Annotated in this window: 28 protein-coding genes; 18 read left to right on the forward strand and 10 right to left on the reverse strand. The window is 63.3% G+C overall.

Annotated features, from left to right (window positions below):
* Positions 1–82 precede the first annotated feature (82 nt).
* From MESCI2_RS0117425 to MESCI2_RS0117460, 8 genes are all read left to right on the forward strand, one after another.
* Positions 83–958 carry a methylated-DNA--[protein]-cysteine S-methyltransferase gene (locus tag MESCI2_RS0117425; RefSeq protein WP_027037701.1) on the forward strand — a complete coding sequence of 292 codons (876 nt, stop codon included), beginning with the start codon at positions 83–85 and terminating at the stop codon, positions 956–958.
* Positions 959–1,168: 210 nt separating this feature from the next.
* The gene (locus tag MESCI2_RS0117430) at positions 1,169–1,639 is read left to right on the forward strand and encodes a hypothetical protein (protein WP_027037702.1); all 471 of its coding nucleotides are present in this window, start codon (positions 1,169–1,171) and stop codon (positions 1,637–1,639) included.
* 21 nt (positions 1,640–1,660) lie between these two features.
* A complete protein-coding gene (locus MESCI2_RS0117435; protein WP_027037703.1) occupies positions 1,661–2,053 on the forward strand; it encodes a hypothetical protein in 393 nt (130 codons plus the stop codon).
* On the forward strand, positions 2,020–2,532 hold the full coding sequence (locus tag MESCI2_RS0117440; protein ID WP_027037704.1) for a hypothetical protein: 513 nt from the start codon (positions 2,020–2,022) through the stop codon (positions 2,530–2,532). Before MESCI2_RS0117435 ends, MESCI2_RS0117440 begins: the two co-directional genes overlap by 34 nt.
* Positions 2,507–2,989, forward strand: coding sequence for a hypothetical protein (locus MESCI2_RS0117445; protein ID WP_027037705.1), 483 nt, complete (start codon positions 2,507–2,509; stop codon positions 2,987–2,989). Before MESCI2_RS0117440 ends, MESCI2_RS0117445 begins: the two co-directional genes overlap by 26 nt.
* Before the next feature lie 152 nt (positions 2,990–3,141).
* On the forward strand, positions 3,142–4,047 hold the full coding sequence (locus tag MESCI2_RS0117450; RefSeq protein WP_027037706.1) for a ribokinase: 906 nt from the start codon (positions 3,142–3,144) through the stop codon (positions 4,045–4,047).
* A 1-nt stretch (position 4,048) separates the two neighbouring features.
* A complete protein-coding gene (locus MESCI2_RS0117455; RefSeq protein ID WP_027037707.1) occupies positions 4,049–5,500 on the forward strand; it encodes an amidase in 1,452 nt (483 codons plus the stop codon).
* A 113-nt stretch (positions 5,501–5,613) separates the two neighbouring features.
* Complete coding sequence (locus MESCI2_RS0117460) at positions 5,614–6,228, forward strand: LysE family translocator (RefSeq protein WP_027037708.1); 615 nt, start codon at positions 5,614–5,616, stop codon at positions 6,226–6,228.
* 156 nt (positions 6,229–6,384) lie between these two features.
* Here the strand turns inward: MESCI2_RS0117460 and MESCI2_RS0117465 are convergent, their stop codons facing one another.
* Positions 6,385–7,326 carry a nucleoside hydrolase gene (locus MESCI2_RS0117465; RefSeq protein ID WP_027037709.1) on the reverse strand — a complete coding sequence of 314 codons (942 nt, stop codon included), beginning with the start codon at positions 7,324–7,326 and terminating at the stop codon, positions 6,385–6,387.
* 314 nt (positions 7,327–7,640) lie between these two features.
* Here MESCI2_RS0117465 and MESCI2_RS0117470 point away from each other — a divergent pair, with 314 nt between their 5' ends.
* Both MESCI2_RS0117470 and MESCI2_RS0117475 read left to right on the forward strand, forming a co-directional pair.
* Positions 7,641–8,066: an Hsp20 family protein gene (locus tag MESCI2_RS0117470; RefSeq protein ID WP_013529591.1), complete on the forward strand. Its 426-nt coding sequence runs from the start codon at positions 7,641–7,643 to the stop codon at positions 8,064–8,066.
* Between the two features lie 121 nt (positions 8,067–8,187).
* Complete coding sequence (locus MESCI2_RS0117475) at positions 8,188–8,442, forward strand: DUF1150 family protein (protein ID WP_023760740.1); 255 nt, start codon at positions 8,188–8,190, stop codon at positions 8,440–8,442.
* Positions 8,443–8,533: 91 nt separating this feature from the next.
* Here the strand turns inward: MESCI2_RS0117475 and ptsN are convergent, their stop codons facing one another.
* From ptsN to lptC, 6 genes are all read right to left on the reverse strand, one after another.
* A complete protein-coding gene (ptsN, locus tag MESCI2_RS0117480; RefSeq protein WP_013529589.1) occupies positions 8,534–8,998 on the reverse strand; it encodes a PTS IIA-like nitrogen regulatory protein PtsN in 465 nt (154 codons plus the stop codon).
* Positions 8,999–9,100: 102 nt separating this feature from the next.
* Entirely contained in the window at positions 9,101–9,685 is a 585-nt protein-coding gene (gene hpf / locus MESCI2_RS0117485) for a ribosome hibernation-promoting factor, HPF/YfiA family (protein WP_013529588.1), read from the reverse strand.
* A gap of 265 nt (positions 9,686–9,950) precedes the next feature.
* Positions 9,951–11,477, reverse strand: a complete 1,527-nt coding sequence (gene rpoN / locus MESCI2_RS0117490) for an RNA polymerase factor sigma-54 (RefSeq protein ID WP_027037710.1) — start codon at positions 11,475–11,477, stop codon at positions 9,951–9,953.
* Between the two features lie 200 nt (positions 11,478–11,677).
* Positions 11,678–12,496 (reverse strand): LPS export ABC transporter ATP-binding protein, encoded by an 819-nt coding sequence (gene lptB, locus MESCI2_RS0117495; protein WP_013529586.1) that lies wholly within the window; start codon positions 12,494–12,496, stop codon positions 11,678–11,680.
* Positions 12,496–13,077 (reverse strand): LptA/OstA family protein, encoded by a 582-nt coding sequence (locus MESCI2_RS0117500; protein WP_023812537.1) that lies wholly within the window; start codon positions 13,075–13,077, stop codon positions 12,496–12,498. Before MESCI2_RS0117500 ends, lptB begins: the two co-directional genes overlap by 1 nt.
* Positions 13,064–13,777: an LPS export ABC transporter periplasmic protein LptC gene (gene lptC / locus MESCI2_RS0117505; RefSeq protein WP_027037711.1), complete on the reverse strand. Its 714-nt coding sequence runs from the start codon at positions 13,775–13,777 to the stop codon at positions 13,064–13,066. The genes MESCI2_RS0117500 and lptC overlap by 14 nt, the downstream gene beginning before the upstream one ends.
* A 402-nt stretch (positions 13,778–14,179) precedes the next feature.
* Here lptC and sppA point away from each other — a divergent pair, with 402 nt between their 5' ends.
* The 4 genes from sppA (at position 14,180) to MESCI2_RS0117525 (ending at position 16,918) form a co-directional block, all read left to right on the forward strand.
* Positions 14,180–15,136, forward strand: a complete 957-nt coding sequence (gene sppA, locus MESCI2_RS0117510; protein ID WP_027037712.1) for a signal peptide peptidase SppA — start codon at positions 14,180–14,182, stop codon at positions 15,134–15,136.
* An 82-nt stretch (positions 15,137–15,218) separates the two neighbouring features.
* Positions 15,219–15,503: an integration host factor subunit beta gene (locus MESCI2_RS0117515; protein ID WP_006200394.1), complete on the forward strand. Its 285-nt coding sequence runs from the start codon at positions 15,219–15,221 to the stop codon at positions 15,501–15,503.
* A 55-nt stretch (positions 15,504–15,558) separates the two neighbouring features.
* Positions 15,559–15,915, forward strand: coding sequence for a LapA family protein (locus MESCI2_RS0117520; RefSeq protein ID WP_027037713.1), 357 nt, complete (start codon positions 15,559–15,561; stop codon positions 15,913–15,915).
* Positions 15,916–15,952: 37 nt separating this feature from the next.
* Positions 15,953–16,918, forward strand: coding sequence for an ornithine cyclodeaminase family protein (locus tag MESCI2_RS0117525; RefSeq protein ID WP_027037714.1), 966 nt, complete (start codon positions 15,953–15,955; stop codon positions 16,916–16,918).
* Here MESCI2_RS0117525 and MESCI2_RS0117530 read toward each other — a convergent pair.
* From MESCI2_RS0117530 to MESCI2_RS0117540, 3 genes are all read right to left on the reverse strand, one after another.
* The gene (locus MESCI2_RS0117530) at positions 16,915–17,352 is read right to left on the reverse strand and encodes an EVE domain-containing protein (RefSeq protein WP_027037715.1); all 438 of its coding nucleotides are present in this window, start codon (positions 17,350–17,352) and stop codon (positions 16,915–16,917) included. The two genes, MESCI2_RS0117525 and MESCI2_RS0117530, sit on opposite strands and share 4 nt — an antisense overlap.
* Positions 17,349–17,744, reverse strand: a complete 396-nt coding sequence (locus tag MESCI2_RS0117535) for a VOC family protein (protein ID WP_027037716.1) — start codon at positions 17,742–17,744, stop codon at positions 17,349–17,351. Before MESCI2_RS0117535 ends, MESCI2_RS0117530 begins: the two co-directional genes overlap by 4 nt.
* Positions 17,745–17,818: 74 nt before the next feature.
* Entirely contained in the window at positions 17,819–18,508 is a 690-nt protein-coding gene (locus tag MESCI2_RS0117540) for a helix-turn-helix transcriptional regulator (RefSeq protein WP_027037717.1), read from the reverse strand.
* Positions 18,509–18,643: 135 nt separating this feature from the next.
* Between MESCI2_RS0117540 and MESCI2_RS0117545 the strand changes: the two genes are divergently transcribed.
* Genes MESCI2_RS0117545 through MESCI2_RS0117560 form a run of 4 tightly spaced genes read left to right on the forward strand, consistent with a single transcriptional unit; the run spans position 18,644 to position 22,136 of the window.
* Positions 18,644–19,738 carry a class I SAM-dependent rRNA methyltransferase gene (locus tag MESCI2_RS0117545; RefSeq protein WP_027037718.1) on the forward strand — a complete coding sequence of 365 codons (1,095 nt, stop codon included), beginning with the start codon at positions 18,644–18,646 and terminating at the stop codon, positions 19,736–19,738.
* Positions 19,735–20,592 (forward strand): TrmH family RNA methyltransferase, encoded by an 858-nt coding sequence (locus tag MESCI2_RS0117550; protein WP_027037719.1) that lies wholly within the window; start codon positions 19,735–19,737, stop codon positions 20,590–20,592. The genes MESCI2_RS0117545 and MESCI2_RS0117550 overlap by 4 nt, the downstream gene beginning before the upstream one ends.
* Before the next feature lie 13 nt (positions 20,593–20,605).
* Positions 20,606–21,094 carry a signal peptidase II gene (gene lspA, locus MESCI2_RS0117555; RefSeq protein ID WP_027037720.1) on the forward strand — a complete coding sequence of 163 codons (489 nt, stop codon included), beginning with the start codon at positions 20,606–20,608 and terminating at the stop codon, positions 21,092–21,094.
* 52 nt (positions 21,095–21,146) lie between these two features.
* Complete coding sequence (locus tag MESCI2_RS0117560; RefSeq protein ID WP_027037721.1) at positions 21,147–22,136, forward strand: MDR family oxidoreductase; 990 nt, start codon at positions 21,147–21,149, stop codon at positions 22,134–22,136.
* The last annotated feature ends 52 nt before the right edge of the window (positions 22,137–22,188 follow it).

Raw genomic sequence — 22,188 nt, forward strand, 5'->3', positions numbered from 1 at the left:
GGGGTATGCGCCGCAAGAAGGCAAGTTTCGGGTGGCGATCGACGCCCCGAGGGGCGATATTCCGGCTCAAGGAGACAGTTCCATGAGCACACACACAGCAGTCCTCAAAAAGGACATCACGCCTAAAGGCAGCGACTACGAAATCGTGCGCCGTGCCATCGAGAAGATCAGTCTCGACTATCGTGATCAGCCTTCCCTCGAAGAACTGGCCGAGGAGGTCGGCGAGACGCCGACCGGCCTGCAAAAACTCTTCACCCGCTGGGCCGGCCTGTCGCCCAAGGCCTTCCTGCAGGCGGTGACACTGGATCATGCGCGCAGGCTGCTCGATTCCGGCATGCCGCTGCTCGAGACCTCGTTCGAGCTGGGCATGTCCGGCCCGGGCCGGCTGCATGACCTGTTCGTCACGCATGAGGCGATGTCGCCGGGCGACTACAAGACACGCGGCGCCGGGCTCACCATCCGCTACGGCTTCCATTCCTCGCCATTCGGCACCGCCCTGATCATGGCCACCGAGCGTGGGCTTGCCGGCCTCGCCTTCAGCGACCCCGGCGAGGAACGCGCCGCCTTCGCCGACATGTCCAGCCGCTGGCCGAACGCCATCTATGTCGAGGACATGACTGCTACCGGCCCCTATGCCGCCCGTATCTTCGATCCGACGCTGTGGCGCCCCGACCAGCCGCTGCATGTCGTCATGATCGGCACCGACTTCCAGGTTCGCGTCTGGGAGGCGCTGCTCAAGATCCCGATGGGCAAGGCCCGCACCTATTCCTCGATCGCGGCCAGCATCGGCGCCCCGTCCGCCAGCCGGGCGGTGGGTGCGGCCAACGGCGCCAATCCGCTCTCCTTCGTGGTGCCTTGTCACCGCGCCATCGGCAAATCCGGCGACCTGACCGGCTATCATTGGGGCCTGACCCGCAAGCGCGCCATTCTGGGCTGGGAAGCCGGGCAGGTGTCGTAATATCGATTTTCTCGATACTGCGAAGAAAAACATGGATATATCGGCACTGATAAGTATAAGCGCGATTTTCACTGTCTTTGCAACCGAGGGCAACCTCCGGTTCCTGTGATTGTTATTTAAGGAATTATTTTAGGTAACTCTAAATTAACCACGATAAAGTGATGATGCCCTCATATTAATCCGGACGATCCGGCTTGATAGGAGGTCCCGATGTCATTGGTTCGCGCCGCCTGCGCCGCAGCTCTGCTGGTTGCCGGCATCGACGAGGTCGCGTTGGCCGCGACGCAGAATGTCATCTTCAATGGCACGATCGCGCCCACCTGCACGCTTGTCGTTGCCACCAACGGCACGATGACGGCCAGTCCCGATCTCCAGTCCCTCAGTTCCCACAACAGCGGCGGCTCGGCTGGAACCGTGACGCTGACGACGACCGGAGGTGTGTCGCTGAGTGTCGACCCGGTCACCACCATGACGGTGCCATCCGCCGACAGCACGTCGACGACCTGGACGCCCACTTACTCCGCCACCGGCGCGCATGCCATCGTCGAGACCGGCTCGGCAACCAGCATCACCACACCCGGCGCCGATCTCGTCTCGGTTCACCTCGCCGGAACCAAGGGCGGCAGCAATCGCTTCGCCAACGGCAATTATCAGGCAACGGTAACGCTGCGCTGCGAATGACGCGCAGCGAAGGAGGGGTCGTTGAAACATGTTCGAATCCTGGCGACGGCACTGGCCATCGGATTGGCGCCCATTGCCGCCAATGCACAATCAATGTCGCCGATGCGTGGCGAGATCAACAGCTTCACCGACGTCTTCGCGGTCCGCATCTTCCCTGCCAATCCCTACGACCGGAAGATCCGGGTCGAAATCCACGTCTACGATCAGGATTTTCAGCCGGTAGATGCCAGAATCTCTCCAAATGTCTTCCAACTGGCTTCCCAGGCTTCCCGTTCTGTCCTTGTGGTCGTGCCCTTTGACGGCGCGGCCGAGCGTAAAGTGCGTATCTGTACCGAAAGCATCCCCTTTCCCAATCAACAGACGCAGATAAGGGCACAGATATGCGGAAAGTTCTTTGGGCGCCGCAAGTCCTGACACTGGCGCTCGCGGCTGCTTGGGCGTGTGCCTCGCCGGCCGGGGCCGAGGACGTCTATAACCTCAACCAGAATGAGAGCGGCTTCAACCTGCCCGGTGTCACCTTGCCCCAGGGCCAGGACGAGGTCCGTGCCGCGGACGGCACCACTTGCCGTTCCGCCGTCTCCGGTTCCGGCGCCTATGTCGATCTCGGCGTCATCAGAGGCAACAGCCAGTCCGACAATGATGTCGCCACTTACGGCCGCGTGGTGATCCCGATCGGGCGTACGCCGAAGCGCGTCGATTGCAGCCGTCTCTACGAGCTTGAGGTCGAGCGCCTGCAGCTGGAGCTGAAGCTCCTCAAAATGGGCCTCGGCGCCGACGGCCAGACGGCGAGCGTGGCCGCCAGCGCTTCCACGGCCGCGTCACCGGGGTGGGCCAACGAAGGCTGGAGCATCAGGACCGGAAATGCCGATGGCAAGAAAAAGAAGAAGCAGTAGCCGCGCGCTGTTTGCGATGGCTGCACTTGCCGGTTCCTGCCTTCCGGTGCAGGCAGCGATCATCGGCACCTGCACCATCATGGTCGGGGCGTCCGGAACGATGAAGGCCAATCCCGCCATCAGCATACTGGGCTCCAAACAGGCAGGCGGATCGAGCGCCAGCGCCACCGTAGTGGCAAGCTCCCTGTTGTGCTCGATACTTAACCTGCTTGACTGCTATTCGGTTTCGGCGCCGGCGCCTGCCGCATTCTCGTCCGCGCCGAGCGGCGGCGGCACCAACGTGACCTTCGCTTCGGTCTTCCGCCTCGATGGCTCGGGGGCCGATGTCAACGGAAGTGTGCCGCAGAGGGTTGCCAACGGCACCCACACGATGCAGGTCGACCTCACCGCCACCAAGTCGAGCGGTATCTTTCCCGCCGGCAACTATCAGGGCACGGTCACCGTGCGCTGCGAATAGGCCACGACACCTCAAATCGGACTGGACCATGCGCGTGGTCTGGCAAGCCGCGGCCTTACAGGTTAGCTTTCACGCAATCGGAACGATCTGCGTTCGCCCGGACGCACGAAGACGCTCCGACATTTTGAATTTGCGTTGCCAGGAGGCCCTGCTTGATTATCGTCATCGGCTCGATCAACCTCGACCTTATCGCCAAGGTCGACCGCTTGCCGAGCCCCGGCGAGACGGTGGGCGGCTCGGCGTTCACCACCGCGCCTGGGGGCAAGGGCGCCAATCAGGCACTGGCCGCCGCACGCGCCGGTGCCTCGGTGCGCATGGTCGGCGCCGTCGGCAGGGACAGCTTCGCAGCCGAGGCACTGGCATTGCTGCGCGACGGCAAGGTCGACCTGTCCGGCGTTGCCGAGACTCACGCCTCGACCGGCACGGCACTGATCATGGTCGCCGACGACGGCGAAAACATCATCGCCGTGGTGCCGGGCGCCAACGCTTCCGTGGTGCCAGGCGATCTCTCCAAGGCCTTTCTGAAAAAAGGCGACGTCGTGCTGCTGCAAAATGAGATTCCGCTGGCCACCGTCGATGCCGCCCTCGACCAGGCAAGGGCGGCCGGCGCCTTCACCGTGCTCAACACGGCGCCTTTCCAGGGGCAAGCAGCCGGCTTTATCGGCAAGGCCGACTATGTCGTCGCCAACGAAACCGAGTTCGACCTCTATGGCGAAGCGCTGTCGCTGCAAGGTCGCGACCGGGCGGCCCGCATGCGCGACTTTGCCGGAAAGACCGGCCGCACCGTCGTCGTCACGCTCGGCGGCGATGGCGTGATGGCGGCAACGCCGAGCGAATTCCTGGCCGTTCCGGCACGCAAGATCACCCCTGTCGACACGGTCGGCGCCGGCGATACGTTCTGCGGCTATTTCGCCGCCAGCCTGTCGTCCGGCCTCACGCTCGAACAGGCGCTGGCGCGCGCCGGCGCGGCCGGTTCGCTGGCCTGCCTGAAGTCTGGCGCCCAACCGGCGATCCCGCTCGCCAAAGACGTCGATCAGGCGCTGCAGGAAAGCCGTTAAAATGCTGCGTCCTCAAACGAAACATGCCGTGCCGCCGGCAGGCGACATCTGCCGTCTGTCCGCGGTCCAACTCGCCGGCGCGATCCGGGAGAGAGAGCTTTCCGTGCGCGAGGTGGTGGCGGCATTCCTCGATCGCATCGAGGCGGTCAATCCGCTGGTCAACGCCATCGTCTCCTTGCGCGATCGCGCCGACATCCTGCGCGAAGCCGATGCGGCCGATGCCAGCCTGTCGCGAGCCGAAGCGGCGGGGCCGCTCTTCGGCCTGCCGATGGCCATCAAGGATCTCGCCTCGACCACGGGCCTCAGGACCTCCTTCGGCTCGCCGATCTTCGCCGATTTCGTGCCGCAGGAAGACGATTTCTTCGTCGAGCGTATCCGCAATGCCGGCGCCATCATCATCGGAAAGACCAACGTCCCCGAATTCGGGCTCGGCTCCAACACCTACAACGCCGTGTTCGGGCCGACGCTGAACGCCTTCGATCCGGCCCTGACCGCCGGCGGCTCAAGCGGCGGCGCGGCAGTGGCGCTGGCGCTCGACATGGTGCCTGTCGCCGATGGCAGCGACTTCGGCGGCTCGCTGCGCAACCCGGCCGCCTGGAACAATGTTTTTGGCTTCCGCCCGTCGCAAGGACTTGTTCCCGGCGGACCCGATTTCGAAGTCTTCCATGCGCAGATGGGCGTCGACGGGCCGATGGGCCGCAACGTCCGTGACATGGCCCTGCTGCTCGATGTGCAGGCCGGTTACCACCCGCACGCGCCATTGTCCTACGAGAAACCCGGCTCGTTCCTCGAAGGGCTTGGAATACCGGCAACTGCCGGCCGCATCGCCTGGCTCGGTGACCTCGGCGGTCATCTGCCGGTTGAAACAGGCATTCTCGGCCTGTGCGAGGCGGCACTCGGCCGCTTTGCGGAAGCGTCCTTCGCGACCGAGCCCCTGCTGCCGGATTTCGATTTCGAAGCGCTGTGGCAGGCCTTCGTGACGCTGCGCCAGGCCAGCAGCGGTTGTGCGCTCAAAACCCACTATGACGATCCCGCGAGGCGCCGCCTGCTCAAGCCGGAAGCCATCTGGGAAGTGGAGAACGCCATGCGGCTGACGGCGCCGCAGATCCGCGCCGCCTCCGTGACCCGTACATCCTGGCATCGCATGCTGCTGTCGCTCTTCGACCGCTACGATCTAATTGCGCTGCCGACAGCGCAGGTCTTCCCCTTCGATGTCGATATGCATTGGCCGCGCGAGGTCGCCGGACGCGCAATGGACAGCTACCACCGCTGGATGCAGGTTTCCGCCTTCGCGACCCTGGGCGGCTGCCCGGCGGTCAACGTGCCGGTCGGCTTCGACGGCAAGGGGCGGCCGATGGGCATGCAGCTGATCGGCCGGCCACGCGATGACCTCGCCGTACTGAAGGCGGCGGCGGCCTATGAGGCCACACTGCCCTGGCAGGCCGGCGCCTGAACCGGGCGGACTGGCGTGTCGCAGGGCGCTAGGTAGCGGCTTGCACCGGCTGCGCTGCTATGCATTGATTATCCTCAACCGCGCCGCCTCGGCGGTATTCCTGGGGAAAAATCATGTCGCTGGAACTCTACGCCGCCTATGTCCTCGCTTGCATCGTCATCATCCTGGTGCCCGGTCCGACGGTCACGCTGATCATCGCCAACAGCATTCGCCACGGCTCGCGCGCCGGCCTCGCCAATGTCGCCGGCACGCAGGCCGGGCTTGCCGTGATGATCGCCATCGTCGGCATCGGCCTCAACACGCTGATCGCAGGCATGGGCCACTGGTTCGAATGGGTTAGGCTGATCGGCGCCGCCTATCTGATCTGGATGGGTGTGCAGATGTTCCGTTCCAAAGGCACGCTGAACGCCGATGGAACGGCCAGGAAACCGCGCGGCGGCTTCTTCCTGCAGGGCCTGCTGGTGGCGCTCAGCAACCCCAAGACGCTGATTTTCTTCGGCGCCTTCTTTCCGCAGTTCATTTCGCCGCAAGGCAACTATTCGCTGCAGATCGCCATCATGGGCCTGACCGCCATGATCTTCGCCGCCTTCTCGGATTCGACCTATGCGCTGGCCGCCGGCCGCGCCGGGCGCCTGTTGTCGGCCGGCCGCATCAAGCTTTTGTCGAGGATCAGCGGCAGCTTCATGGTCGGCGGCGGCCTGTGGCTGGCGTTTTCAAAGGTGAAGTAACAGCGCGCCTTCCCTCGCCCCGTTTACGGGGAGAGGGTGGTCGCGAAGCGATCGGGTGAGGGGCAGCGCCGAGGCCGCAAGCAGAATTTCAACGTTTGCGCCGCCCCTCATCCGCCTGCCGGCACCTTCTCCCCGTGAACGGGGCGAAGGAAGCTCTCACAGCCGCCCCAGCCTCTCCACCAAGAGCGCAAAGAAGCCGTCATGGTCGATGTCGCGCATCACCATGGCGTTCTTCGGCCGTTTGGTGACGCCCCACCAGTCGATCACGGTCATGCCCATGGTCAGTTCCGAGGCGGTTTCCACGCTGACGTTGCAGTTGCGGCCCTTGAACAGGTCCGGCTTCAACAGATAGGCGATGACGCAGGGGTCATGCAGCGGGCCGCCGTCGGTGCCGTATTTCTCCTCGTCGAAGCGCTCGAAGAACTCCAGCATCTCCGCGGTCGCGGTGCCGACCCTGGTGCCGAGCGCGCGGAAGGTTTGCGTGCGCTTGGCGGTGGTCAGCGCCTTGTGGGTGACGTCGAGCGGCATCATGACGATCGGGATGCCGGATTTGAGCACGACATCGGCGGCCTGCGGATCGACATAGATGTTAAATTCGGCGGTCGGGGTGACATTGCCGCCCTCGAAGAAGCCGCCGCCCATCAGCACGATTTCCTTGATGCGCGGTGCGATGCGCGGCTCGCGGATCAGCGCCAGCGCAACGTTGGTGAGCGGCCCGAGCGCGCAAAGCGTGATCGTGCCGCTTTCTTCGCTCATCAGCGTCTCGACGATGAAATCGACCGCGTACTGGTCCTGCAGCTTCATCGTCGGTTCGGGTAATTGCGGTCCGTTGAGGCCGGTCTTGCCATGCACTTCCTCGGCGGTGACCAATTCGCGCATCAGGGGCCGGATGGCGCCGGCATAGACCTTGATGTCCGGGCGGCCGGCCAGCTCGCAGATCTTGCGGGCATTCTTTTCGGTAAGCTTCAGCGGCACGTTGCCGGCAACGGCTGATATGCCGACGATCTCCAGTTCGGAGCTGCCGAGCGCCAGCAATATGGCGACGGCATCATCCTGGCCGGGATCCGTGTCGATGATGATCTTGCGTGACTGGGGCATTTCAATTCCTTGTTTGGCGAGGTCGTGGGCTTGCATCGATCCGATCGAAACATCCAAATGACGCCGAAGCGGCCGCGAGCTGCCAGATGAACCGCTCGACCGGGGGAAGCCAATCCCGGCCTGCGCGCTTCTCCTTGCATCTGCTCGCCGTTTCAAGCGCCATGTCGGTCATTCCTGTGAGTCCACGCCTGGTCTTTTTGAGCGGGTCTGTTGACGGCTTGAACTTGGTCGCGGGGCGGACCATATCAAGGCCATCGGGAAAAATGCCATCTGGGTTTTTCCACTTTATGTCGCTCTTGAGAGGACAGTGTAACATGAGCCGAATGACGCCCTTTTCCAGCCCGCTTCTCCTTGGTTTCGACGCCATGGAAAAGACCCTGGAACGCCTGGCGAAATCCGGCGACAGCTACCCTCCCTACAACATCGAACGCCTCAGCGGCGCCGACGGCAAGACCGAAAGGTTGCGCATCACATTGGCGGTCGCCGGTTTCGCCGAAAGCGATCTCGATGTCACCACGGAGGAAAACCAGCTGGTCGTGCGCGGCCGTCAGACCGACGACACCGAGCGCGAATTTCTTCATCGCGGCATCGCCGCGCGCCAATTCCAGCGCTGTTTCGTGCTGGCCGACGGCATGCGGGTGATCGCAGCGGAGTTGAAGAACGGCCTTTTGGCGATCGACCTCGATCGGCCTGAGTCCGAACGGCTGGTACGGAAAATAAACATATCGGTGAAAGACTGATCTTTACCACTGCATCGGCCGGAAATCGGCTCCGACTTTCCGAAAGCACGATGCAGCAAATTGAAATGGCTCTCATGCGGGATGGCCTTGAGCGGCGTCCTCGCGCCAAGGAGGCTTTGAAATGACCAGAACTGAAAACATCACCATGACCAATGGCGAATTCGCTCATCTCGGCGAAGGCTCGGTCGCTTATCTCAGAAAGGTCTCGAGCGACGAATTGCTCGGCCGTTTCCCCAATCTCGGCGAAATCGCTCCCGGCATGGAACTGTGGGCGCTGTTTGCCGCCAATGGCCAGCCGATCCTGCTTTCCGATGCGCGTGACCGCGCTCTGGCCGGTGCCATGGAAAACGACCTGACCACGGTCGCCATTCACTAAGACCCAGCGCGCCGCCTGTTAGGCGCGACCAGCAGGCTCAAACGCATAGGGCCGCCCCGTGGCGGCCCTTGAATGTCGTCTCACCAAAAAATCAGGCCGCGTGCGAGGCCTGGGTGTCCGATAAAAGCGCGTGGATAGCCGCGGCGTCGCGCGTACCCCTGATCTTGGCCACCGTGTCGGCGTCGCGCAGGACCCGTGCGATGCGCGACAGTGCCTTGAGGTGATCGGCGCCCGCCCCTTCCGGCGCCAGCAGCAAAAACACCAGATCGACGGGCTGATCGTCCAGCGATTCGAAATCGACAGGCGTTTCCAGCCGGGCGAAAACACCTGCGATGCGCTTCACGCCGGCCAGCTTGCCGTGCGGAATGGCGATGCCGTTGCCGACGCCGGTCGAACCCAGCCGCTCACGCTGCAGGATGGTGTCGAACACCTCCCGCTCCGGAATGCCGGAAATCGCCGCTGCCCGTTCGGACAGCAGTTGCAGCAGCTGCTTCTTGGAGTTCGCCTTCAACGCCGGCAGTATCGCCGGAACGTTGATAAGATCGCTCAGATCCATGCTAGAAAATCCCTTGTTCGCCTGCCGTCACCAGTCCCCACCCCTCGTGCGGCCGGCTCTTATTGCCGTGCGACCGTTGTCGTCACCGTACGACCTTTGTCGTCACGCTTGTGCGACCTTGGTCGTCGACGGGTCGATCCAGCCGATATTTCCATCGGGTCGGCGATAGACGATGTTGAGATGGTCGGTTCCCGCGTTGCGGAAGACGAAGACCGGGCTGTCCTTGGTGTCGAGTTCGATGACCGCCGACGCCACCGACATGGTCTTCAGCGTCATGGTTGATTCGGCAACGATGGCCGGCGCGAAATTCTCCGGAATGTCCTCGTCGTCATCGGCAAGCGGCGCCATCACCGTGTAGGCTATGTCGGTCGGCTGGCCGTTAGCGGCGCCCGAATTGTGCGATTTCAGCCGGCGTTTATAGCGCCTCAGGCGGGTTTCCAGACGATCCGCCGCCGCCTCGAAGGCAAGCGTCGGATCCTGGGCATCGCCGGTGGCCTGCAGCGAAGCGCCGGAATCCAGCCGGATCATGCAGTCCGCCGAATAGCGCGAGCCCGATTTGATGACTGTGACATGTCCTGCAAAGCCGCGATCGAAATATTTGCCGATCGCTTCGCCGACACGATCGTTGATGCGTGTTCGAAACGCATCGCCGATGTCCATGTGTTTTCCCGATATGCGCAGATTCATCTGAAAACTGACCTTCCTTGCTCAGGCTTCAAACTCGCCCGAGTTTATACTCGTGATCCGTGCGCACAAGCTTTGCGGCGTCACTTGCGCCGATTTTAAATCCAAACTTTCCGGTTGATCACAAGCCGCCCTTTGACCGTCCCGAGGCCAACGTCGTGACGGACCATCCGCATGCGGGCATCTAGCCCGTCTCATGCGGGCGGGCTTCTAGCCAGTTCACCGCGGCTTGTCAATGAAGTGCTGGCCTGTGGAAAGTCGACCCGCCTCAGCGCCCGGCGCTGGCCATCGCCCGTTTCTCGCGTCGGCGCTGCACCGAGGAGGGGATATTCATGCCTTCCCGGTACTTGGCGACCGTACGCCTTGCAATGTCGACGCCACTTTCGCGCAACATGTCGACGATTGCATCGTCGGAAAGCACGTCGACGGGCTTTTCCTCGTCGATCAACTGCTTGATGCGGTCACGCACGGCTTCCGAGGAATGCGCATCGCCGCCGCCCGACGCGGCGATCGAGGCGGTGAAGAAGTAGCGAAGCTCGAACACGCCGCGCGGCGTCAGCATGTACTTATTGGCTGTGACCCGGCTGACCGTCGATTCGTGCATGCCGATGGCGTCGGCCACCGTGCGCAGATTGAGCGGCTTCAACTGCCGCACGCCATGGACGAGGAAGGCATCCTGCTGGCGAACGATTTCCGAGGCGACCTTGAGGATGGTCTTTGCCCGCTGGTCGAGGCTGCGCGTCAGCCAGTTGGCGTTCTGCAGGCATTCGGCCAGAAAATCCTTTTCCGCCTGGTTCTTGGCCTGCGGTGAGACCTGGGCGAAATAGATATGGTCGACCAAAACGCGCGGCAGCGTTTCGGCGTTGAGTTCGACCGTCCAGCTGCCGTCATTGGCCGCGCGCACCTCAACATCGGCGACGATCGCGTCGCTGGCGCCGCCCGAAAACGCCATGCCCGGCCGGGGATCGAGCGCCCGGATCTCCGCCAGCATGTCGAGCAGATCCTCCTCGTCGACACCGCATATCCGTTTCAATGCATGAAAGTCACGTCGTGCCAGGAGTTCGAGATTGGCGACCAGCGCCTTCATCGCCGGATCGAGCCGGTTGCGCACGGCAAGTTGCAGCGACAGGCATTCGGCCAGGTCGCGGGCAAACAGGCCGGCCGGCTCGAAGGTCTGACACACCGCCAGCACCTTCGCGACGGCGGCGGCATCCGCACCGAGACGAACGGCGATCTCGGCCAGGTCGGCACGCAGATAGCCGCTCTCGTCAAGGCCGTCGGCGAGGTCGACGGCGATCAGCCGTGCAGCCGGGTCGGCGAAGGCTAGCGCTACCTGTTCACCGACATGGTCGCGCAGCGTGATCGCGGCACTCGCCATATCGCCGGCGTCAAACCACTCGGATGAGGAACCCGCGCCATTGCCCGAAGCCGATTTCCATTGCGCCGTCAGGTCGGGACCGAGCCGCTCGCTGGTGCCCGGGTCGTCGGGAAACAGGTTTTCCAGCGACGTGTCGAGCTTGTCCGAAATCGCCTCGGCGCTCCACTGCGTCTCGTTTTCGAACCAGTCGCCTTCGGCGGCGGCTTGCGGCTCCGCCTCGATCTTCTGGGCCTGGTCGCTGGCGGCATCGTCCTGCGGCTCGGCGCGCTCCAGCAGCGGATTGCGCTCGATTTCCTCATCGATGAAATGCTCGAGCTCGACATGGGTGAACTGCAGCAGCCGAATCGACTGCATCAGCTGCGGCGTCATCACCAACGACTGCGATTGTCGTAGCTGTAGTTTGGCCGCCAACGCCATGGTTCGGTTTCAAACGCCTCGTCTATGCATCCGGACTTCCGGGCAAAAATTTTTGCAGCCGGCCATAGAAACTGGCCCGGCTTTTGCTTGTCAAGGCAATTGGTAGCAAAACGCGCTTACCGGAGCGTTATCCCGGAGCAAAATCGAGAAAAAAGCGCCGCGCGAACCGCAAAAATCGTGTCAGGAAACAAATTTCACGCTCAGAGCGTAAAACCCTCGCCGAGGTAGAGTCGCCGCACATCCGGGTTTGCCACCACCTCGTCGGCCCTTCCATGGGTCAGCACCTGGCCGGCATGGATGATGTAGGCGCGGTCGATGAGGCCGAGCGTTTCGCGCACATTGTGATCGGTGATGAGGACGCCGATGCCGCGCGCCGTCAGGTGGCGCACCAGTTGCTGGATATCGGCGACAGCGATCGGATCGATGCCGGCGAAAGGCTCGTCGAGCAGCATGTAGGCCGGACGCGTCGCCAGCGCCCGCGCGATTTCCAGGCGTCGCCGCTCGCCGCCCGAAAGCGACATGGATGGCGCCTTGCGCAGATGGCTGATGTGGAATTCCTCGAGCAGTTCGTCGAGATTGCGCTCGCGCACCTTGCGGTCCTTTTCGACCACTTCCAGCACCGCGCGGATATTCTGCTCGACATTGAGGCCGCGGAAGATCGACGCTTCCTGCGGCAGATAGCCGATGCCGAGGCGTGCGCGACGGTACATCGGCATCGACGTGACGTCGAAGCCGTCGATCTCGATCGTGCCTTCATCCACCGGCACGAGGCCGGTAACCATGTAGAAACAGGTCGTTTTGCCGGCGCCGTTGGGGCCGAGCAGTCCAACGGCCTCGCCGGCGCGCACGCCAATGGTGACGCCGCTGACGACCTTGCGGCCCTTGTAGCTCTTGGTCAGCCCCTTGGCGATCAAGGTTCCCTTGAACTTTCCCGCATCGACGGTCACCGTGGCCGGCGCCGAAAGCTTGCCGGCGGCCCGTCCCGGAAGACGCGCCGTCAGCGACGACAGGCTGGCCATCAGGGGTTCGTCGCTCCCGATTTCGGCGGCGGCGTGATCGACATCTGGACGCGTTGCCCAGCGCATGGATCCACCTGAGCCAGCCCGCTTTTCATCTGCACGGTAAGCTTGCAGCCCACCAGAACGTTGTCGTTTTGCGACAGAACGACCTTTTTGCCCGAAAGCACCAGCACCTGGCTCTTCATATCGAAGCTGCCTTGATCGCCGGTCGCGACCTGCGCATCCGACTTGATGTAAACCTTGTCGGAGATCTCCAGGTGATCGATGTTGGCCGAGCCCGTCATCGCCGCACCCGCGGCCTCCGTGCCCTTGGCAGCGGCGTTGGGGTCCTTGACGTAGTAGACCGTCATCTTGCCGGCCTTCATCAATGTCGGCCCCTGGACGACGCTGACATTGCCCGTGAAGATGGCGACACTGTCGGCCTGGCGGACTTCCAGCTTGTCGCTCTCGATCTGGATCGGCTTGTCGCCGGACAGTTTGAGGCCTGACTGACTGGTCGTCTGCGCCCATGACGGCACGAGTCCGAGCAGCAGCAACGCTGAAGTTGCTGCCGCGAGCCGCGTCGAACTACTGAGCCGCATTGGTTTCTCCGCTGTTTCCCTGTGCCGCCTTCAAGGCGGCGGAATCGATGTTGACGCGCACTTTGTTCTCGAAAACCAGAACCTTGCCATTGTCCTGGACCGACATCGTATCCGCCGTGATCCGCGACCCGCCACGGCTGACATCGACGGGATCTCCCGTCTTCATAGTGCCTTTGCCCATGTCGAGGAAGACCGATTTGAACTTGGCCTGCATGCCGTCGGTCGTGGTGATCGTCACGTCGCTGGTCAGGTTCATCGTATTGCCGTCGCGATCGTATGTGCCGTGCGAGGCCTTGACCACCGCCACATTGTCGGACGCGATCGGCACCTTGGCGTCGATGCCTTCCAGTTCGATGATACCTTGCGTGCTGACATCCTGAATGGCACGCAGCGCCGTCATCGAATAAGGCTGCTTCTGCTTGGTGAAACCGTTGAGCTTGGGATTGGCCATCACCAGCTTGCCGTTGGAAAAGGCAGTGCCTTCCGCCTGAATCTTCACGGAGACGGGTGCGGCGAGATAGGAATAGACCGGGAAAGCCACCGCTATCAGTGCCGCGGCCACCGGCACGGCAAATTTGAGAACGCGCACGCGGCGCGAATGACGCTGTGCACGGTCGAAAGCATCGCCGCGCGTCCGGCCGTCCGCCGGGGGAGCCAACACCGCCTCGGCGTTGGTCGGTTCAATCGGTCGCGCTAACATTCACTGCTTTCTTCTAACCTGCCCGCCCTTGAGCACCGCCTATAGGTGGGACGCCGGCGCTTTCAAGCAAGCACAAGCCCACGAAAACTGCAAAAATGTGACAGCCGCCTTTGTACAGACGAAAACGAAGTCCGCACAACTGCGTGTTCTCCATAGCAGAAACAGACACGCGGCGTAAAATTTATCAGCCATCGGTCTCGTCGCCCGACCTGTGCCGATTGCACGAATATGTGAGCAGACCAATGCTTGGAGAGGGCCTGGCCGGCCCGGATCAACGGTCGACGCGGATAGCCACCTCACGTCCAGGCGCTGACTTGTCTCGCCATGCGCAAGAGAGAACTGCTTCCAGATGGGAGGATCATGGTCTAAAAGCGTCTCCTCCCGCCGACTGAAAGGCTGACCATGGCACTGAGAGCCGACGACCTGATCGACCGCCGCCGTTTGCGGCGCAAGCTGACATTCTGGCGCCTCGTCGCCATAGGCATCGTAGCCCTTGGGGTGATTGCGCTTTCAACCTGGTTCTATGGCGACGATTTAGGCGGCTCGACGGTCGACCATATTGCCAAGGTCAAGATCGAAGGCACGATCACCGAGGACGAGGAACTGATCAAGCGGCTGGAAACCATTCGTCTTTCATCGAAGGTGAAAGGCGTGATCCTGTCGATCGATTCGCCTGGCGGCACCACCGTTGGCGGTGAATCGATCTATGAAGAAGTGCGCAAGCTGGCCGCCGACAAGCCGGTGGTGGCGGAAGTCGGCACGCTCGCCGCATCGGCGGGCTATATGATCGCCAGTGCCGCCGATCACATCGTTGCCCGCAAGACCTCGATCGTCGGCTCGATCGGCGTGCTGATCCAGTATCCCGACGTCAGCGGCCTGATGGACAAACTCGGCGTCAAGCTGGAGGAAGTGAAATCCTCGCCGCTGAAAGCCGCGCCCTCTCCCTTCAAGCCGACCAATGACGACGAGCGCGCCATGGTTCGCAAACTCATCCTCGACAGTTACAACTGGTTCGTCGACATCGTCGCCGAACGCCGCAAGATGACCCGCGAACAAGCGCTTGTGCTTGCCGACGGCTCGATATTCACCGGCCGCCAGGGCGTTGCCAACGGACTGATCGACGCCGTCGGCGGCGAGACCGTAGCGGTCGAATGGCTGGCGACCAAGGGCGTCGATGCCAAGCTCAAGGTCGTCGAGTGGAAGGATACCGAACGGCGCGGCGGCTTCCTGTTCTCGAAAGCGATGGCGCAAACGATCGGCAGTGCGCTCGGCCTGCCCGCCTACAGCGGCGACGTCATCCATGAACTCGGAGCCGACCGCTTGTTTCTTGACGGTCTCGTTTCCGTCTGGCACCCTTGAGATGCCGTTTGGGGCAAGTGAAAAAAGCAAATAAAATCATCCTCATAATTTTGACCGCACTGCTTTCACGGGGACCCGTCTCATGATCAAGTCCGAACTTGTGCAGATTATAGCCACGCGCAATCCGCATCTTTTCCTGCGCGACGTCGAAAACATCGTCGGCGCGATCTTCGATGAAATCACCGACGCCCTTGCCGAAGGCAACCGGGTCGAGTTGCGAGGCTTCGGCGCTTTTTCGGTGAAGAACCGTCCCGCCCGCACCGGCCGCAATCCGCGCACAGGCGAATCCGTCGAGGTCGAGGAGAAATGGGTGCCGTTCTTCAAGACCGGCAAGGAACTGCGTGAAAGGCTGAACGGCGGCAAGTAGGCGGCGTCAGCGCCTGACGGCCTTTCGGACAGGCCAGCTTCCGACGGAAAACATCATGTTCAATCGCTTCATCCTCATCGCGATCTTCGTGCCCCTGGCGATCATCCTGATCGCACTCGCCGTTGCCAACCGTGAACTGGTCGCCTTCACCCTGGATCCGTTCAACCCCGGCAATCCGAAGCTGACCCTGACTTTGCCGCTGTTCATCTTCCTGTTCCTGGCACTTGCCATCGGCATGATCGTCGGCAGCCTGGCGACCTGGGTCAAGCAAGGTCGCTATCGCAAGCTGGCGCGCCAGCGCGGCGTCGAAGCCGAGAACCTGCGCCAGGCGGTCAGCCGTGCGCCGGCGGCACCGCAAAGCCCGGCCCACGGGTCCGCCCAAGGGTCGGCATTGCCGAAACCGACCGCTTGAACCGCCCGCAGGCGGCTTTGTCCCCACGGAGTTTTTCATGCTGACCATTTCGGCCGCAGAGGTCGACCATGCGCTGACCTTTCCCGGACTGGTCGAGACGCTGCGCACGGCGTTTCGCGACGGCGCGGTGCAGCCGGTCAGGCATCACCATACGATCGAGCGGCCCGACGGTGCGGCCTCCACCCTGCTTTTGATGCCGGCCTGGACCGATCTCAACGCGGCCGGCACGTCGGCCGGCGGTCACGTCGGCGTCAAGATCGTCACTGTCTCCCCCGACAACAATGCCATCGGCAAGCCGGCGGTGATGGGGCTCTATCTCCTGCTCAATGGCGCTACCGGCGAACCTGAAGCCTTGATCGACGGCCAGCGGCTGACACAGTGGCGCACCGCCTGTGCTTCGGCGCTTGCGGCTTCTTATCTCGCCCGCGACGACGCCTCGCGGCTGCTTGTGGTCGGCGCCGGCGCGCTGTCCCCCTTCCTCGCCAAGGCGCACTCGGCCGTGCGGCCGATCAAGACCATCCGCATCTGGAACCGCACCCCGGCCAATGCCGAGAAAGTCGCGGCCGATCTGCGCGCCGAAGGCTTTGCGGCCAGCGCCGCAAGCGAACTCGATGCCGAGCTTGGGCAGGCCGACATCGTCGCCTCGGCAACGATCACGACCACGCCCTTGATCAAGGGCGCATTGCTGCGGCCGGGAACCCATGTCGACCTGGTCGGCGGCTTTACGCCGACGATGCGCGAGAGCGACGACGACGCGATCAGGCTCGCCCGCGTCTATGTCGACACCCGCGCCGGCGCCACCAAGGAAGCCGGCGACATCGTCCAGCCTCTGGCCTCCGGCGTGCTGAAGCCGGAAGCCATCGTCGCCGATCTGCACGAATTGGCGCGCGGCCAGAAGAAGGGTCGCGAGAGCGCCGGTGAGATCACGCTGTTCAAGTCGGTCGGCGCGGCGCTCGAGGATCTTGCCGCCGGCATTGCCGTCTACAAGGCGCTCACGGCCTAGTTTGCCGGCACCGCCATTTTGGCGCCCATCGCCTCGGCGATGACACGAAAATCGTGATCCCCGATTTCGAAAAGGCCAAAGCGAAGCTGATAACCCCAGTTCGACTTGGCCACGGTGAAGTGCAGCCTGTCGAGCAGCGGCTTGATCCGCGCTTCCTCGGCCTTGGCCCACGCAACATCTCGGCGGAACGGCGTGAAGCCAGCGCCCATGTCGCCCTGATAGGGCTCGCCTTCCCGCACCGTGCCGATCGCCGTGAAGGCCTGCAGGCCATCTTTCTCGCCCAAAACAGTGGTCGGCGAATAGTAGACGATGCCATCGCCTGCCTTGACGCGACGCAGCGGTGCCGCCTTGCCGTGATTGACCTGCATGAAGCCGGCTGCGCGACCCCGCCGGACATGTTCGGCCGATGCCACCGCGATCCAATACGCGCTCATTTCTGGTCACCATCGGCCTGTGCGCCGTCGGACAGCCAATAGACGCGCAGGCGATGATTGTCGGGATCGAGCGCGACAAAAGTACGGCCGAAATCCATGTCGGTCGGCGTCTGCAGGATATTCAGCCCGCGCCCGGACCAGTCGGCATGGGCGGCATCGACCGCATCGGGCGTATCCAGCGCAAACACGATTTCGGCGCCACCGCCTGACGCGGCGGCTGCCGGCTCCACTGTATGGCGCGACCACAGGCCGAGCTTGAAGCCGGCATCGAGCACGAACAGCACGAAGGTCGGCGAACTTTCGACCGGCTGACGGCCGAGCAGCGCGCTGTAGAAGGCACCGCTCTCAAGCGGCTGGTCGACATAGAGGATGACGAAATTCGGGGTGGCCATATCTGTTCTCCAAGGTTCGGTGTTTCGACTTGGCGAACATAAGATGGGCTACTGTCAGATTATGGCAGCAGTCGTCACGAGCCACGCGGCTTGTCGAGCGTCGTCCGCCACTCCTTGAGCAGCGCCTGGCGACGACGCGGATAGCGCGTGTCCATTGCTTGGAGTTCCGCGATGCGATCGGTGCGAAAATGCCGGAAATCGTGCCGCATCTCGCACCACGCCACCACCACCCGCACCTTGTCGAAGAAGCCCAGCGCAAATGGCCAGACGACACGCTCGGACGCGGCGCCGCCGCCGTCGCGGTAGAGAAAGCCGAGCTTGCGCTCGTTGCGGATGGCCTGTCGCACCAGACCAAGATCGATGCTTTCGATGACTGCGGCGGAAGGGCCGACCAGCAGTGTGCTCGCGTCGAGATCCTCGCGCAGATCGTCCGGCAGCACGGCAGCGATCTTGGCCAACGCGTTGGCGGCGGCGGCCGAGAGGCGCTGGTCCGGCTGCTTGGCGACCCAGCGCGAGCCGAGCACGATGGCTTCGATCTCCTCGTCGCTGAACATCAGCGGCGGCAGCATGAAGCCGGGCTTGAGCACATAGCCCAGCCCTGCCTCACCCTCGATCGGCGCACCCTGGCCCTGCAGCGTCGCGATATCGCGGTAGAGCGTGCGGATCGAAACGCCCATCTCGTCGGCAAGCATGTGCCCGCTCACCGGCCGGCGATGCCGGCGCAAGCACTGTATGAGGTCGAGTAGGCGTTCGGAGCGGGACATCCGGTAGATTTGCCCGTTTCCTTGACATTGGTCCACCACGGCCAACTTGAACCGGAGAGGCCGACCTGTCGGACTTGGTTGCGAAGCGGGTTGCCCTATGTCAAAAGCGGCCACGCCGTTCGGAGTTGCCCCCGCTTGAAGTCTTTTCGCGACAAACGCCGCGACAACCGTCCACATCCATCCGCGAAGGGTGCGGCGGACGTGTCACGTCCGCGTCCCGGCCAGCCTCCTGCCAGACCGGAAGCGCCACCGCGCGAGCGCCATGAGGCGAAGACGGAAAGTCGTTCCGAACCGAACTCGGCGCCGCGCATCCTGGCCCGCCGCGAAGGCGCCCTGCCCGCCGAACATCTTCCCGTGATCCTGGAAGTGGCGCCCAATGCCGATTATGCGCTGCTCGACAGCGGCACCGGCCAAAAGCTCGAACAATATGGCCCCTACCGTATCGTGCGGCCCGAGGGCCAGGCGATCTGGCAAAAGGCCTTGCCGGCAAAGGAATGGGAGCGCGCCGACGCCGTCTTCACCGGCGACACCGACGAGGAGGGCATCGGCCGCTGGCGTTTCCCCAAGCTGCCGCTCGGCGAGACTTGGCCGATGAAGCATGACGGCATCGACTATCTCGGCCGTTTCACCTCGTTTCGTCATGTCGGCGTCTTTCCCGAGCAGGCCTCCCATTGGGACCACATGGCCGGACTGATCGCGGCGGCGAAGCGGCCGGTCAAGGTGCTGAACCTGTTCGGCTATACCGGTCTCGCCTCATTGGTGGCGGCTCGCGCCGGCGCCGAGGTCACCCATGTCGATGCCTCGAAGAAAGCGATCGGCTGGGCCCGCGAAAACCAGGAGATGGCAGGCCTCGGCAGCAAGCCGATCCGCTGGATCGTCGACGATGCGGTCAAATTCGCCGAGCGCGAGGAGCGCCGCGGCAGCCGCTACGACATCATCCTGTTCGACCCGCCGGCCTACGGTCGCGGCCCCAAGGGCGAGGTCTGGCAATTGTTCGAGGACCTGCCTGATTTGACCGACCTTTGCCGGGCGATCCTGACGCCGAAGCCGCTTGCCGTGGTGCTGACCGCCTATTCGATCCGCGCCTCCTTCTTCGCCATCCACGCCTTGATGCGCGATACCTTTGCCGGCATGGGCGGCAAGATTGAATCGGGTGAGCTGATCATCCGCGAAAAGTCCGCCGGCCGGGCGCTCTCGACCTCATTGTTTTCGCGTTGGGTGGCTGAATGAACGAGCGGCATGCAGGCGCACCTGGCCAGGTGAAGGAGGTCACCAGCCTCGCCAATCCGCTGGTCAAGGACATCAAGGCGCTCGCGCAGAAGAAATTCCGCGACCAGCAGAACGCCTTCATGGCCGAGGGACTGAAGCTGGTCATCGATGCGCTCGATCTCGGCTGGCAAATCAGGACATTGGTTTTCTCCAAGGCCGGGCGCGGCAACGCGGCGGTGGAGAAGGTCGCGGCACGCACGGTTGCCGCCGGCGGCATGGTGCTCGAAGTGTCGGAAAAAGTGCTCGTCGCCATCACCCGTCGCGACAATCCGCAAATGGTGGTCGGCGTCTTTTCGCAAAAATTCCTCGCCTTGAAGGATGTGCGCGCCGACAATGGCGACGTCTGGGTGGCGCTCGACCGGGTGCGCGATCCCGGCAATCTCGGCACCGTCATCCGCACCGTCGATGCCGTCGGCGCCAAGGGCGTCATCCTGGTCGGCGATACCACCGATCCTTTTTCGGTGGAGACGGTGCGCGCCACCATGGGTTCGATCTTTGCCGTGCCGGTGGCCAAGGCGACAACCGAGGCTTTCCTTGCCTGGCGAGGCGGCTTCTCAGGCCTCGTCGCCGGAACCCACCTGAAAGGCGCCGTCGACTACCGCTCGGTCGATTTTTCCCGCGGGCCCGTGCTGCTGATGATGGGCAACGAGCAGCAGGGACTGCCCGAAAGCCTGGCTGCGAGTTGCGACAGGCTGCTCAGGATTCCGCAAGCGGGCCGTGCCGATTCGCTCAATCTGGCCGTTGCCACCGGCATCATGCTGTTCGAGATCCGGCGCGGCGCGCTGAAGCTCGAGCCAATCCTGGACCAGCAATGAAGGTTGCCTGCCCGTGAGATCATGGTCTCCCTACGCACTGCTCGTCGTCGCGGCCATCGCGCTCGACCAGTGGATAAAATACCTGGTCGAGGCCGATCTGCCTTTTCAGGAGAAGGTTGATCTGCTGCCCTTCCTGGCGCTGTTTCGCACCTACAATACCGGCATCGCCTTCTCGATGTTCTCGTCCTTCGGCGACACCGGGCTGATCGTCATTTCGCTTGGCGTCGTTGCCTTCGTGCTGTTCCTGGCGACGCGGATCGCGCCGTCCCAGATCCTTGCCCGCACCGGCTTTGCACTGATCGTCGGCGGCGCGCTCGGCAATCTGATCGACCGCGCCGTCTACGGCCACGTCATCGACTACATCCTGTTCCACACGCCGGTCTGGTCCTTCGCCGTCTTCAACCTTGCCGACGCCTTCATTTCGGTGGGCGCGGCACTGGTCGTCTTCGACGAGCTGTTCGGCTGGCGGCGCGAGCCCAAAGCCAGGCCTTCCAAGGATTGACCCCGTGCGGCCATCGCCGCACAGTTATGTCGTCAAGATCGCGGAGAAAGAGATGTCCGAAACCTTCAAAGCCATCCTCGTTTCGCGTGACGCCGAGAAAAAGCAGTCGGTCAGCGTGACCGATCTCACCGACGCCGACCTGATGGAAGGCGATGTCACCGTCGCGGTCGAGGCAACGACGGTGAACTACAAGGATGGTTTGGCGATCACAGGCAAGGCGCCGGTGATCCGCCGCTGGCCGCTGGTGCCGGGCATCGATTTCGCCGGCACCGTCATCTCGTCCTCCAATCCCGACTGGCGCACCGGAGACAAGGTCATTCTGAACGGCTGGGGCGTCGGCGAAACCCATTTCGGCGCCTATGCAGGCCGTGCCCGCGTCAAGGGCGACTGGCTGGTGCCGCTGCCGCAAGGCATCAGCCCGCATGACGCGATGGCAGTCGGCACCGCAGGCTATACCGCCATGCTCTGCGTCATGGCCCTGGAGCGGCACGGCATCATGCCCGATCGCGGCCCGGTGGTGGTGACGGGGGCGGCCGGCGGCGTCGGCTCGGTCGCGGTCTCGATCCTGTCCAGCCTTGGCTACCATGTCATTGCTTCCACCGGCCGCAATGCCGAAAGCCCCTATCTGATCGACCTTGGCGCCGCCGAAGTGATATCGCGCGAGGAGCTTGCCCGGCCGGCCAAGCCGCTGGCCAAGGAACGTTGGGCGGGCGGCATCGACGCTGTCGGCAGCCACACGCTGGCCAATGTGCTCTCGATGACCTCCTATGGCGGCGCGGTCGCCGCCTGCGGCCTGGCCGGCGGCATGGACCTGCCGACCAGCGTCGCGCCCTTCATCCTGCGCGGCGTCTCATTGCTCGGCATCGATTCAGTGATGGCGCCGAAAGCAGTCCGCCTCGAGGCATGGCGCCGCATCGGCACCGACCTCGATCTGCAGAAGCTCGCCAGCCTGTCCAGCACCATCGGGTTCGACGGCATCGTCGATGCCGCACGCGACATCGTCGACGGCAAAATCCGCGGCCGCGTCGTCGTGGATATGTGACTGAGCCCAACCCCGGAAGGGTAGATGGAATCGCCAGGTCTGGTGGCAAATC

It is taken from the genome of Mesorhizobium ciceri WSM4083, assembly GCF_000519305.1.
In the GTDB taxonomy this organism is placed as follows: Bacteria; Pseudomonadota; Alphaproteobacteria; order Rhizobiales; family Rhizobiaceae; genus Mesorhizobium; species Mesorhizobium ciceri_B.

Bases quoted from the DNA above. Each gene is read 5' to 3' on its own strand.
- MESCI2_RS0117515 (WP_006200394.1), top strand. From the start codon at position 15,219: ATGATCAAGTCCGAACTTGTGCAGATTATAGCCACGCGCAATCCGCAT.
- MESCI2_RS0117470 (WP_013529591.1), top strand. From the start codon at position 7,641: ATGAGCCGAATGACGCCCTTTTCCAGCCCGCTTCTCCTTGGTTTCGAC.
- MESCI2_RS0117475 (WP_023760740.1), top strand. From the start codon at position 8,188: ATGACCAGAACTGAAAACATCACCATGACCAATGGCGAATTCGCTCAT.
- hpf (WP_013529588.1), bottom strand. From the start codon at position 9,685: ATGAATCTGCGCATATCGGGAAAACACATGGACATCGGCGATGCGTTT.
- MESCI2_RS0117500 (WP_023812537.1), bottom strand. From the start codon at position 13,077: ATGCGGCTCAGTAGTTCGACGCGGCTCGCGGCAGCAACTTCAGCGTTG.
- MESCI2_RS0117425 (WP_027037701.1), top strand. From the start codon at position 83: ATGAGCACACACACAGCAGTCCTCAAAAAGGACATCACGCCTAAAGGC.
- sppA (WP_027037712.1), top strand. From the start codon at position 14,180: ATGGCACTGAGAGCCGACGACCTGATCGACCGCCGCCGTTTGCGGCGC.
- MESCI2_RS0117465 (WP_027037709.1), bottom strand. From the start codon at position 7,326: ATGCCCCAGTCACGCAAGATCATCATCGACACGGATCCCGGCCAGGAT.
- ptsN (WP_013529589.1), bottom strand. From the start codon at position 8,998: ATGGATCTGAGCGATCTTATCAACGTTCCGGCGATACTGCCGGCGTTG.
- MESCI2_RS0117520 (WP_027037713.1), top strand. From the start codon at position 15,559: ATGTTCAATCGCTTCATCCTCATCGCGATCTTCGTGCCCCTGGCGATC.
- MESCI2_RS0117430 (WP_027037702.1), top strand. From the start codon at position 1,169: ATGTCATTGGTTCGCGCCGCCTGCGCCGCAGCTCTGCTGGTTGCCGGC.
- lptC (WP_027037711.1), bottom strand. From the start codon at position 13,777: ATGTTAGCGCGACCGATTGAACCGACCAACGCCGAGGCGGTGTTGGCT.
- MESCI2_RS0117535 (WP_027037716.1), bottom strand. From the start codon at position 17,744: ATGGCCACCCCGAATTTCGTCATCCTCTATGTCGACCAGCCGCTTGAG.
- MESCI2_RS0117445 (WP_027037705.1), top strand. From the start codon at position 2,507: ATGGCAAGAAAAAGAAGAAGCAGTAGCCGCGCGCTGTTTGCGATGGCT.
- lptB (WP_013529586.1), bottom strand. From the start codon at position 12,496: ATGGCCAGCCTGTCGTCGCTGACGGCGCGTCTTCCGGGACGGGCCGCC.
- MESCI2_RS0117460 (WP_027037708.1), top strand. From the start codon at position 5,614: ATGTCGCTGGAACTCTACGCCGCCTATGTCCTCGCTTGCATCGTCATC.
- rpoN (WP_027037710.1), bottom strand. From the start codon at position 11,477: ATGGCGTTGGCGGCCAAACTACAGCTACGACAATCGCAGTCGTTGGTG.
- MESCI2_RS0117440 (WP_027037704.1), top strand. From the start codon at position 2,020: ATGCGGAAAGTTCTTTGGGCGCCGCAAGTCCTGACACTGGCGCTCGCG.
- MESCI2_RS0117560 (WP_027037721.1), top strand. From the start codon at position 21,147: ATGTCCGAAACCTTCAAAGCCATCCTCGTTTCGCGTGACGCCGAGAAA.
- MESCI2_RS0117530 (WP_027037715.1), bottom strand. From the start codon at position 17,352: ATGAGCGCGTATTGGATCGCGGTGGCATCGGCCGAACATGTCCGGCGG.
- MESCI2_RS0117455 (WP_027037707.1), top strand. From the start codon at position 4,049: ATGCTGCGTCCTCAAACGAAACATGCCGTGCCGCCGGCAGGCGACATC.
- MESCI2_RS0117540 (WP_027037717.1), bottom strand. From the start codon at position 18,508: ATGTCCCGCTCCGAACGCCTACTCGACCTCATACAGTGCTTGCGCCGG.
- MESCI2_RS0117550 (WP_027037719.1), top strand. From the start codon at position 19,735: ATGAACGAGCGGCATGCAGGCGCACCTGGCCAGGTGAAGGAGGTCACC.
- MESCI2_RS0117525 (WP_027037714.1), top strand. From the start codon at position 15,953: ATGCTGACCATTTCGGCCGCAGAGGTCGACCATGCGCTGACCTTTCCC.